This is a genomic window from Pseudomonas sp. UBA6310 (assembly GCF_002438225.1).
Classification (GTDB): domain Bacteria; phylum Pseudomonadota; class Gammaproteobacteria; order Pseudomonadales; family Pseudomonadaceae; genus Pseudomonas_O; species Pseudomonas_O kuykendallii.
Map to the genome: position 1 here is coordinate 16,829 of NZ_DJTK01000028.1, position 10,559 is coordinate 27,387.

General features: G+C 67.7%; 10 protein-coding genes. 4 read left to right on the plus strand and 6 right to left on the minus strand.

Annotation, left to right across the window (positions count from 1 at the left end; all coding sequences use genetic code 11):
* The first annotated feature begins 30 nt into the window (after positions 1–30).
* Complete coding sequence (locus B3E91_RS06170; protein ID WP_287028738.1) at positions 31–702, plus strand: nitroreductase; 672 nt, start codon at positions 31–33, stop codon at positions 700–702.
* A gap of 49 nt (positions 703–751) precedes the next feature.
* Here B3E91_RS06170 and B3E91_RS06175 read toward each other — a convergent pair whose 3' ends face one another.
* Complete coding sequence (locus B3E91_RS06175) at positions 752–2,293, minus strand: phosphoenolpyruvate carboxykinase (protein ID WP_287028739.1); 1,542 nt, start codon at positions 2,291–2,293, stop codon at positions 752–754.
* Positions 2,294–2,782: 489 nt separating this feature from the next.
* Positions 2,783–3,670 (minus strand): Hsp33 family molecular chaperone HslO, encoded by an 888-nt coding sequence (gene hslO, locus B3E91_RS06180; protein WP_090224916.1) that lies wholly within the window; start codon positions 3,668–3,670, stop codon positions 2,783–2,785.
* Positions 3,671–3,816: 146 nt separating this feature from the next.
* On the opposite strand from hslO, the gene B3E91_RS06185 reads away from it, so the two are divergent.
* Entirely contained in the window at positions 3,817–4,605 is a 789-nt protein-coding gene (locus B3E91_RS06185; RefSeq protein WP_287028740.1) for a phosphatase PAP2 family protein, read from the plus strand.
* 6 nt (positions 4,606–4,611) lie between these two features.
* On the opposite strand, the gene hslR is transcribed toward B3E91_RS06185, so the two are convergent.
* Complete coding sequence (gene hslR / locus B3E91_RS06190) at positions 4,612–5,004, minus strand: ribosome-associated heat shock protein Hsp15 (RefSeq protein WP_090224912.1); 393 nt, start codon at positions 5,002–5,004, stop codon at positions 4,612–4,614.
* 165 nt (positions 5,005–5,169) lie between these two features.
* On the opposite strand from hslR, the gene B3E91_RS06195 reads away from it, so the two are divergent.
* Positions 5,170–5,604, plus strand: a complete 435-nt coding sequence (locus tag B3E91_RS06195; protein ID WP_175534296.1) for an ATP-dependent zinc protease — start codon at positions 5,170–5,172, stop codon at positions 5,602–5,604.
* The gene (gene rimK, locus B3E91_RS06200; RefSeq protein WP_090224909.1) at positions 5,601–6,506 is read left to right on the plus strand and encodes a 30S ribosomal protein S6--L-glutamate ligase; all 906 of its coding nucleotides are present in this window, start codon (positions 5,601–5,603) and stop codon (positions 6,504–6,506) included. The genes B3E91_RS06195 and rimK overlap by 4 nt, the downstream gene beginning before the upstream one ends.
* Before the next feature lie 28 nt (positions 6,507–6,534).
* Here rimK and B3E91_RS06205 read toward each other — a convergent pair whose 3' ends face one another.
* The 3 genes from B3E91_RS06205 to B3E91_RS06215 all read right to left on the minus strand — a co-directional run.
* Positions 6,535–7,005 (minus strand): chemotaxis protein CheW, encoded by a 471-nt coding sequence (locus B3E91_RS06205; protein ID WP_090224907.1) that lies wholly within the window; start codon positions 7,003–7,005, stop codon positions 6,535–6,537.
* A gap of 43 nt (positions 7,006–7,048) precedes the next feature.
* The gene (locus B3E91_RS06210; RefSeq protein ID WP_287028741.1) at positions 7,049–8,071 is read right to left on the minus strand and encodes a chemotaxis protein CheB; all 1,023 of its coding nucleotides are present in this window, start codon (positions 8,069–8,071) and stop codon (positions 7,049–7,051) included.
* On the minus strand, positions 8,064–10,559 hold a 2,496-nt coding region (locus tag B3E91_RS06215), incomplete at its 5' end, for a hybrid sensor histidine kinase/response regulator (RefSeq protein WP_287028742.1). The genes B3E91_RS06210 and B3E91_RS06215, both read right to left, overlap by 8 nt.

Consider the following 10,559-nt stretch of genomic DNA (forward strand, 5'->3'; position numbering starts at 1 on the left):
CTATGAGGGTTCATCCACCGGAGCAACGCCATGAACGTCAGCGACGCCATCCGCCAGCGCAGCTCGATACGCGCCTTTACCCCCACCGAGGTGCCCGAAGCGCTGCTGCGCGAGCTTCTCGACGTGGCGCGTCATGCGCCGTCCGGCGGCAACCTGCAGCCATGGAAGGTCATTGCCGTCGCCGGCGACGAACGCCGCGCGGTGATCGACGCGGTGGGCGCCGCGCTGCGGGCCAACCCGCAGGGCGAGATCGGCGAGCGGCGGGTCTACCCGGACCCGCTCTGGTCGCCCTATCGCGAGCGCCGTCACGAGGTCGGCGAGGCGCTCTACGCGACCCTTGGCATCGCCCGCGACGACAAGCCCGCGCGCTACCGTCAGTTCGCCCGCAACATGGAATTCTTCGGCGCGCCGGTCGGGCTGTTCTTCGTCATCGACGCGCGCATGGGGCACGGCCAGTGGGCACACCTGGGAATGTTCATGCAGACCCTGGCCCTCGCCGCGCAGGAGCGCGGGCTGTCCACCTGCATGCAGGAATACTGGGCGCAGGGGCGCGAAACGCTGAAACGGCACTTCGCCCTGCCCGAGCAGGAGATGATCTATTGTGCCATGGCGCTGGGCTACGCCGACCCGGACGCTCCGGTGAATGCCCTGCGCGCCAGCCGGATCGCCGTGGAGGCGTTCGCCGAATTCCGCGGTTTCTGAGCCAACGAAAAAGGCCGCCCGAAGGCGGCCTTTCCTGGCGCGGAACCGCTTACAGCTGCGGGCCGGCGGCTTTGATCGCCTCGGAAACGTCGAACTTCTTGAAGTTCTCGATGAACAGGCTGGCCAGCCCCTTCGCCGCTTCGTCGTAGGCGTTCTGGTCTTCCCAGGTGTTGCGCGGGTTGAGCAGCTGGGTCTCGACGCCCGGCACGGCCTTCGGCACGCGCAGGTTGATGATCGGCAGTTGCTCGGTCTCGGCGCCGATCAGCGCGCCGCTCTGGATCGCCGCGATCACGCCACGGGTGGTCGGGATGTTGAAGCGCTTGCCGACGCCATAGCCACCGCCGGTCCAGCCAGTGTTGACCAGGTAGACCTTGGAGCCGAATGCGCGGATGCGCTTGATCAGCAGCTCGGCGTAGACGCCGGCCGGACGCGGGAAGAACGGCGCGCCGAAGCAGGTGGAGAAGGTCGACTTGATGCCGGCGCCCGAGCCCATCTCGGTGGAGCCGACCAGCGCGGTGTAACCGGAGAGGAAGTGGTACGCCGCCTGCTCTTCGTCGAGGATCGACACGGGCGGCAGCACGCCGGTCAGGTCGCAGGTGAGGAAGATCACCGCGTTCGGCTCGCCGCCGAGGTTCTGCTGCGAGCGCTTCTCGACGTATTCCAGCGGGTAGGCCGCGCGGCTGTTCTGGGTCAGGCTGTCGTCGCTGTAATCCGGCACGCGCTTGTCGTCGAGCACGACGTTTTCCAGCACGGTGCCGAACTGGATGGCCTTCCAGATCACCGGCTCGTTCTTCTCGGACAGGTCGATGCACTTGGCGTAGCAGCCGCCCTCGATGTTGAACACCACGCCGGTGCCCCAGCCGTGCTCGTCGTCGCCGATCAGGTAGCGGCTTTCGTCGGCCGAGAGGGTGGTCTTGCCGGTGCCGGACAGGCCGAAGAACAACGTCACGTCGCCTTCCTCGCCGATGTTGGCGGCGCAGTGCATCGGCAGCACGTCGGCGGCCGGCAGCAGGAAGTTCTGCACGCTGAACATGGCTTTCTTCATCTCGCCTGCGTAGCGCATGCCGGCGATCAGGACTTTCTTCTGCGCGAAGTTGAGGATCACGCAGCCGTCGGAGTTGGTGCCATCACGCTCGGGCACGCACTCGAAGTTGGCGACGTTCAGCACCTGCCACTCGTCCTTGCCAGACGGGTTGTACTCGGCGGGTTCGATGAACAGCTGACGACCGAAGAGGTTCTGCCAGGCCGTGGCAGTGGTCATCTTGACCGGCAGGTAGTGGGTCTCGGCCGAGCCTACGTGGACATGCGAAACGAAGCTGTCCTGGGCGTCGGAGAAGGCCTGCACGCGGTCCCACAGGGCATCGAACTTGTCGGCCGGGAACTTGCGGTTGATCGCACCCCAGCCGATGTCGGCGGTGGTGCTGGGCTCGTCCACGATGAAGCGGTCGGCCGGCGAGCGACCGGTGCGGTGCCCGGTTCTCACCACCAGCGCGCCATTGGCGGCCAATTCGCCTTCGCCGCGGCGAATGGCTTCTTCGACCAGCTGCGACGTGCTGATGTCGGTGTAAACGGCTTGTATGGCTTGGTTCATGGCGTCCTCGTTGGTCTCAGCCGGATGCTTCCTAACGATCTGTAGTGAACTCTTTGCCCGGCTACAGCATGAGAAAAGTGTGCCGGATTATGCCAGAGGATGTGCTGCAAGTGCGAGGCGGCGGCGCAGAGCCAGAAAGGACGGGGGTCGCGGTGGCAGACCATGGTCTTCCCTGGATTCGTGTTGGCGTCCGTATCGCGCCCAGAGGCAGCAACCTCGTCGGAGTCGTCACCGGTTCTGGGGGCAGTTCAAAGGTCTAGCCTGGTGCAGTCCTGCTTCGCTCTGGCGTGGTTCGCGAGCCCGGCGGGCGCGCGGATTGGCGAGCGAAGCGGTAGCAACGACGCGTATAGAGTCCGTCGGCTGTCGTTAGTTTCCGGATTCGCCAGCAAAACGGCACTACGGGCGACAGCGCCACCTTTATGGCACCCGCCCTACCCGCTTGTCCAGATGCCGGGGATCGGGCGGGGCTCCAGCGGGTGCCCGCGCCGATCAGTGGCGGGTCGAGGAAGGTGCGCTGCTGCCGCCACCGGCGAACAGCTGGGCGACGTCGGTCTTGTCGAAGCGGTAGCGCTGGTTGCAGAACTGGCAGTCGATCTCCACCGAGCCGCCGTGTTCTTCGAGCAGCCGTTCCGCGTCCTGCTGGCCGAGGCTGACCAACGCATTGGCGGAGCGCTGGCGGTTGCAGCTGCAGCGGAATTCCAGACCCAGCGGATCGAACAGGCGCACCGCCTCCTCGTGATACAGCCGGTGCAGCACGGTGAGATTGTCCAGGCCGAGCAGTTCCTCGGCGGTAAGGGTGTCCGCCAGCGTGGTCAGGTGCTGCCAGTTCGCGGCGCGGGCCTCGGCGTCCTTCAGACGATCCGGCGGCAGCGCCTGGAGCAGCAGGCCACGCGCGCGCCGACCATCGGCGTACAGCCAGAAACGTGTCGGCAACTGCTCGGAATTGGCGAAGTAGTTGGTCAGGCAGGCGGACAGGTTGATCCCATCCAGCGCGACGATGCCCTGGTAGCGCTGGCCGGCGCGCGGGTCGATGGTCACCGTCAGCATGCCCTCAGGCATCAGCTCGGCGAGCCCGGCGCCGTCGGCGATCTGCTCGGCGTGGTAGCGCGCGATGCCGCGCACCTGGCGCTCGCTGGAGCACTCCACCATGAGCAGCGGCACGGCGCCGGAGGAACGCGCCTGCAGCACCAGCAGGCCATCGAATTTCAGCGTGCCGACCAGCAGCGCCGCGGCTGCCAGCAGCTCGCCGAGCAACTGGGCGACCGGTTCGGGATAGGGGTGCTTGGCGAGGACATGCTGGTAGCTGTCGCCGAGGGTGACGAGTTCGCCGCGCACGTCGGTGTCGTCGAAGATGAAGCGCTGAGTGAAGTCGGACATGGCGTCGCTCGCAGGTTGGAGACGGCAAAGGGCGTCGATTCTAGGCGCAAAGCGGGGGCGATCCAAGATTCCGACCGGGCGGCTTGGCGCGGCCTGGGCGCGGGTCTACCATCTCGCCCGGGTTTTATCTTAGGGAAGATGACCGAATGACCACTTTACTGCGCGCCTCCTGGCGCATGCGGCCGCTGCTGCTTTGCCATCTATTCGCCGCCCTGCTGCTGGCCAGCTGGGTGTGGGAACCGACCCGCCTGTTGTGGGACCACTTCGACGACCAGTTATTCCGCCTGCTCAACACGCCACTGGCGGACGGTGGCTGGTGGGCGAAGACCTGGGCGATTGGCAGCCTGCGGCCGATGGACGTCGCCGCCGGGCTGATCATGCTGAGTTTCCTGCTGCACCGTGGCTGGGTGTTCCCCGGCAACGAAGTGCGCCGTGCGCTGTTCGCCTTCGTCGCGATCCTGCTCCTGCTGTTGCTGGTGCGCACCGGATTCACCGCACTGGCCAAGCTGCTGGACTGGCAGCACGCCAGCCCGTCGCTGGTGATCGACGGCGCCGTGCGCCTGAGCGAGCTGTTCCCGGACTGGGACCGCTGGGAGCTCAAGGACGCATCCGAACGCAGCTTCCCCGGCGACCACGCCTCGGTGCTGCTGCTCTGGGCGCTGTTCCTCAGCTTCTTCGCCCGCGGCTGGCGGCTGCTGGTGATCTGGGGCCTGGCCACGCTGTTCATGCTGCCGCGCCTGGTGGCCGGCGCGCACTGGGGCTCGGACGACTTCGTCGGCGGCCTGTTCCTCGGCCTGCTGGCCATCGCCTGGGGTTGCTGCACGCCCTACGCGAGCCACTGCAGCCGTGCGCTGGAACGCCTCACCGCGCCGCTGTTCGCCCTGCTCGCGCGCCTGCCGATGATCGGCCGGATGGCGCTGGTCCGCGGCGACTGAAGTACCTCAGTGGCTGTCGCGGAAGGTGAACAGCTGACGACGCTGCTTCTTGCTCGGCCGGCCGTCGGTGGTGACGCCCAGACTGCCGGCCTTGCGCTGCGCCGCGGCCTGTTCGCGGCGCTCGACGCTCTCGGCGGTTTCCTCGTAGAGGGTCTGCGCCTCGGGTGCGCCGCGGCGCACCACCGATAGCGCCAGAATGCGCACCGTGCGCTCGTCGAAGCCGGTACGCAGGGTCAGTTCCTCGCCGATCTTCGGCTCCTTGCTCGGTTTGCAGCGCTCGCCGCGGCAGTGCACCTTTCCGCCTTCGATGGCCGCCTTGGCCAGCGCCCGGGTCTTGTAGAAGCGGGCCGCCCAGAGCCACTTGTCCAGGCGCACTTTGTCGTCGTCTTTCTCGCTCATGCGGGTTCCGATTGTGTAGGGTGCGGTCATCGCACCATGAAATGTCCCCCGCGGTAAACCACCGGTAAGCCCGCTGCGTGCAGTTGTCATGCGGGCTCACTAGAATGCCGCCTTCCTGAGAGGAAGCCGCCTTTGGATAGCCCCGAAGCCTTTTGCGTGACCGGCCTGCGCGAGTGGATCGCCCTGCCCGACCTGGGTGTCGTCGGCCTGCGCGCGAAGATCGACACCGGCGCCAGCACCTCGGCGCTGCATGCCACCGAGATCAGCGAGTTCGAGCGCGACGGCGAACGCTGGGTACGCTTCAACGCGCACATCGGCACGCTGGTGCAGCGGCGCCACCGCTGCGAAGCGCCGATTGTGACGCGCAAGACGATCAAGAGCTCCAATGGCCAGGCCCAGGCCCGTTACGTGATCCGCACCCTGCTCGCGCTGGGTGAACGGGCATGGCCGGTGGAATTCACCCTGACCTGCAGGAAAACCATGCGATATCGCGTGCTGTTGGGATCGAAAGCGCTGGTCGACGGTCGATTGCTGGTCAATCCCGCGCACGCCTACCTGCTCAACAAACCCCAGATACTCACTTCTCCCGGTGCCCAATGAAGATCGCCGTGCTGTCGCGCAATCCGCGCCTGTATTCGACCCGACGACTGGTGGAGGCCGGCCAGGCGCGCGGTCACGAGATGCAGGTGATCGACACCCTGCGCGCCTACATGAACATCGCCAGCCACAAGCCGCAGATCCACTACCGCGGCGGCCCGTTGGAAGGCTTCGACGCGGTGATCCCGCGGATTGGCGCCTCGGTGACCTTCTACGGCTGCGCGGTGCTGCGCCAGTTCGAGATGATGGGCGTGTTCCCGCTCAACGAGTCGGTGGCGATCAGCCGCTCGCGGGACAAGCTGCGCTCGCTGCAACTGCTCTCGCGCAAGGGCATCGGCCTGCCGGTCACCGGCTTCGCCCACTCACCGGACGACGTGCCGGACCTGATCCGCATGGTCAACGGCGCGCCCCTGGTAATCAAGGTGCTGGAAGGCACCCAGGGCATCGGCGTGGTGCTCTGCGAGACGGAGAAGGCGGCGGAATCGGTGATCGAGGCGTTCATGGGCCTGAAGCAGGACATCATGGTGCAGGAGTACATCAAGGAAGCCGGCGGTGCCGACATCCGCTGCTTCGTGGTCGGCGACAAGGTGATCGCCTCGATGAAGCGTCAGGCCGCGCCCGGCGAATTCCGCTCCAACCTCCACCGCGGCGGCACCGCCAGCCTGATCAAGATCACCCCGGAGGAGCGCATGACGGCGATCCGTGCGGCCAAGGTGATGGGGCTCTCGGTGGCCGGCGTCGACATCCTGCGCTCGAACCACGGCCCGCTGGTGATGGAGGTGAACTCCTCACCGGGTCTGGAAGGCATCGAAGTGACCACCGGCAAGGACGTCGCCGGGCTGGTCATCGAGTACCTGGAAAAGAACGCCGAGCACGGCCTGACCCGCACCCGCGGCAAGGGCTAGGAAGCCACGAGCACAACGCTCGCTACCCTCAGATCAAGCCGGCATCCGCGAGCTTCTGCTCCAGCCCGGCGAGATCGGGAATCCTCGCCAGGTCGTCGCCCAGCTCGACCACGTCCAGCTCCAGCGGCGCCAGCGGCGCGTCGGCCCGACGCAGGCTGGCGTCGAGCTTCAGCGAGCGGGGAATGCCCTGGATCAGCAGCGCGATGAATTTCACGTGGGAGCGCCCGCCGATGGCGTTGAGCACGGCGACGCGCGCGCCCGGAACCACCTTCGCCTCGCCCCCGGACGCCGCCTCGAAGGACAGCAGCGGCAGACGCAGGTCGCGCCAGGCGATCTGCCCCAGCAGCCAGGCCGGCATGCCGGCCTGGGTCTGCGGGGCGCGATAGGTGATGAGTTCGGCCAGCGCCACGTTGGGCACCAGCAGGGTGCGGTCGGTCAGCGGCAGCAGCAGTCCGGTGACGCTCGCGGCGCCGTTCTGTTCAATGACGGCCTGGCTCATCGCGACGGGCTCCGGTAATACGGGGTGAAGGGCTGGGCGGACATCAGTTCAGGGCCTCGGCCAGGCGCGCCACCAGGGCTCCGGCCAGCTCGCGGGGATCGCCGGTGAGGCTGCTGTAACCGGCTTCGCGCAGGCTGTCCGGCATGCTCGGGCAGGCGCAGGTGTCGGCGCGTTGCGTCCAGATTTCCGCGCCTTGGCGGCGCACGTAGGCCGCCGCGGCGCTGCCGTCGCTGCCCATGCCGCTGAAGGCGATGACGCCGCAATGGCGACCGAACTGCTGGGCCAGGTTGAGCATCATCTGATCGATCGACGGCGCGTAGGGCTCGGGCCAGCTCTGGGTCGAGACCTGCATGAGGCTGTCTTCGTCGAAGCGCAGCTCGTTGCCGATCGGCACCACCACGACTTCGCCGCAGCGCACGCTGTCGCCGGGGCGCACCGGGTTGACGTGCCACTGGCTGTGCCGGCCGACCGCCTGAGGCAAGCGCGACTCGAACGCGGCGTCGATGTGCTGGGCGTAGAGGAAACCCACCGGCAGGCCACCCGGCAAGGCGTCGAGAAACGCCTTCACCGCCGCCGGACCGCCCAGCGAGGCGGCCAGCAGCCATACCTGGCGCGCCGGTTCGCCGGCCTGCAACGGGCTCTGCGCCAGCGCCTGCGGCAGGTCCACGCGCGGCGGGCGCTGCGCCTCGGAAAGCAGCGCATCGAGGCTCGGGCCGACCGCCTGCGCCGGGTCGCCGATCAGCCGCTTGAGCTTGCCGAACAGGCTGCGCTCCCAGCGCGGGTAATGCTCCGAATGCCGTTCGGGCGCATGCCCCTCGCCGAACAGCACCGGCGCGTTGGTGCGCTCGAGGAGGCTGTCGAGCAGCGCGGAATCCTCCGACTGCTGCGCCAGGTCGACCAGCCAGAGGTCGGTTTCGCAGACCTCCAGCGCGGCATCGTCGAGGCGCGCCGGGTCGCTGTTCAGCACTACCTGATAACCGTTGCCGGCCAGCGCATGCTGCAGCACGTGACGCTGCAGCGAGGTGTCGGCGATGACGGCGATACGCGCCGCCGCTTTCTCACTCATGGGATTTGACCAGTTGCTGGATGCACTCGAGCAGGAGCGATTCCTGATAGGGCTTGCCCAGGTATTCGTTGACGCCGATGGCCATCGCCCGCTCGCGGTGTTTTTCGCCGGTACGCGAGGTGATCATGATGATCGGCAGGTCCTTCAGGCGCTCGTCGTGACGCACCAGCGTGGCCACCTCGAAGCCGTCCATGCGCGGCATCTCGATGTCCAGCAGCATGATGTCCGGCTTCTGCTCCTGCAGTTGGGCGATGGCATCGACGCCGTCCTTGGCGGTCAGCACGTTCATGCCGTTGCGCTCGAGCAGGCGGCTGGTGACCTTGCGCACGGTGACCGAGTCGTCCACCACCATAACCAGCGCCGGCCGTTCGCTCTCCACTTCGCCGCCGAGCGGGCCGCCGCCATGCGGCAACAGATGCGTCTGGCGTGCCTGCAGCGCGCGGATGGTCGCCAGCAGGTCGAGAATCACCACCACGCGGCCGTCGCCGAGGATGGTCGCGCCGGAAATCCCCGGCACGCCGGCGAACTGCGGGCCGAGGCCCTTCACCACGATCTCCCGCGAACCGGCCAGGCTGTCCACCTGCACCGCCACCGAGTATTCCGCCGAACGCACCAGGATCACTGGCAGCGGCAGGCTCTGGCCGATCAGCTTGGGCTGCTGGCCATTGCTCAGCAGGTCGCCGAGGTAGCGCAGCTCGTAGGGCTGGCCGGCGTACTCGAAGCGCGGCGCATCGGGCGCGTAATAGGCTTCCAGCTCGTACGGCGAGACCCGCACGATGCCCTCGATGGTGTTCAGCGGGATGGCGTAGAGGTCCTCGCCGGAATACACCATCAGCGCGCGGTTCACCGACACGGTGAACGGCAGGCGGATCTGGAAGCGCGTGCCCTCGCCCGGCGTCGAGTCGATGCTCATCGAACCGCCGAGCTGCTTGACCTCCGAATGCACCACGTCCATGCCGACGCCGCGCCCGGAAATCTGCGTGACCTTCTCCGCGGTGGAGAAACCGGCCTCGAGGATGAACTGCAGCACGTCGTGATCGGAGATTTCCGAGGTCTCGCTCATCAGCCCGCGCTCGATGGCCTTGCGGCGCACCGCTTCGAGGCGGATGCCCGCACCGTCGTCGGCCAGGGTGAGGAGGATATCGCCGCCCTCGCGGCCGAGGTTGAGGCGAATCGTCCCCTGCGCCGGCTTACCGGCCGCCTGGCGCCGCTCGGCGCTCTCGATGCCGTGGTCGACGGCGTTGCGCAGCATGTGCTCGAGCGGTGCGACGATGCGTTCGAGCACGCTGCGGTCCATCTCGCCCTCGGCGTTGCCGACGACGAACTCGACCTGCTTACCCAACTCGCTGGCGACCTGGCGGACGATCCGCCGCAGGCGCGGCACCAGGCGGTCGAACGGCACCATGCGCGTGCGCATCAGGCCTTCCTGCAGCTCGGTGTTGACCCGCGCCTGCTGCAGCAGCAGGGTTTCTGCGTCGCGGTTGCGCGCGGCCAGGGTTTCCTTGAGGTCGAGCAGGTCGGAGGCGGACTCGAACAGCGCGCGCGACAGCTGCTGCAGCTGCGAGTGGCGGTCCATCTCCAGCGGATCGAAATCCTCGTAGCCGGCGCGCTCGGCCTCGGCTTGGTAGCGGCTGAGGATCTGCGCCTGGGTTTCGGTGTCCAGGCGGCGCAACTGGTCGCGCACCCGTTCGATGGTCGCTTCCATCTCGCCGAGGGTGAAACCGACGTCGCTCACCTGCTGTTCGACCCGGCCGCGGAAGATGGAGGTTTCCCCGGCCAGGTTGACCAGCCCTTCGAGCAATTCGGCGGGCACCTTGACCAGCTCCTGCGGGCCGCGCCGCGCGTTGTCCTGCTGCGCGGCTTCCTGGGCACGGCGGACGAACGGCAGCACGCGGTTCTCTCTGGTCGTGCCGGCGGCCTGGCTGGCCGCCACGATGGGCGCGTCCAGCACCAGCGCGCCGCCCGGTTCGGCCGTCACCTGCTCGGCCGCCTCGTCGCTCTGCGCCAGGCGCCGGCGCAGACCATCGACCTCCTTCTGCAACCCTTCGAAGCCCGACTGCACGTCCAGCACCAGGCTCTGTGGCCAGGGCGCGCCCTGCAGCAGGGCCTCGCCGAGGCGCTGCTCCAGGGCGTGGGTCAGGTCGCCGAGGGTCTTCTGGCCGGCCAGGCGGGCGCCGCCCTTGAGGGTATGCAGTACGCGAAGCATCTCATCGATCGGCTCGCTGTCGTTGGGCTTGTCTTCCCAGCTGCCAAGCGCGGCTTCCAGGGCTTCCAGCAGCTCGTCGGCCTCTTCGAGGAAGATGTCGAGGATTTCCGCCTCGGCGCCCTCGTCCTCCTCGACAGGGCTCGGGGCCGGCTGCAAGCGCACGCTGGTGGGCACGCTGAGCTGCTCGTCGGGGTTGGCGCGCCAACGGCGGATCGCCTCGATGAGGTCGTCGCCGCCCGGCACGGCCGAGCGCTCGCGCACCGCTTCGAGCATGTCGGCAAG

Excerpts from the sequence above, each read along its gene's own strand:
- B3E91_RS06205 (WP_090224907.1), bottom strand. The coding sequence starts at position 7,005 with ATGAGCCAGGCCGTCATTGAACAGAACGGCGCCGCGAGCGTCACCGGA.
- B3E91_RS06185 (WP_287028740.1), top strand. The coding sequence starts at position 3,817 with ATGACCACTTTACTGCGCGCCTCCTGGCGCATGCGGCCGCTGCTGCTT.
- rimK (WP_090224909.1), top strand. The coding sequence starts at position 5,601 with ATGAAGATCGCCGTGCTGTCGCGCAATCCGCGCCTGTATTCGACCCGA.
- B3E91_RS06170 (WP_287028738.1), top strand. The coding sequence starts at position 31 with ATGAACGTCAGCGACGCCATCCGCCAGCGCAGCTCGATACGCGCCTTT.
- hslO (WP_090224916.1), bottom strand. The coding sequence starts at position 3,670 with ATGTCCGACTTCACTCAGCGCTTCATCTTCGACGACACCGACGTGCGC.
- B3E91_RS06175 (WP_287028739.1), bottom strand. The coding sequence starts at position 2,293 with ATGAACCAAGCCATACAAGCCGTTTACACCGACATCAGCACGTCGCAG.
- hslR (WP_090224912.1), bottom strand. The coding sequence starts at position 5,004 with ATGAGCGAGAAAGACGACGACAAAGTGCGCCTGGACAAGTGGCTCTGG.
- B3E91_RS06210 (WP_287028741.1), bottom strand. The coding sequence starts at position 8,071 with ATGAGTGAGAAAGCGGCGGCGCGTATCGCCGTCATCGCCGACACCTCG.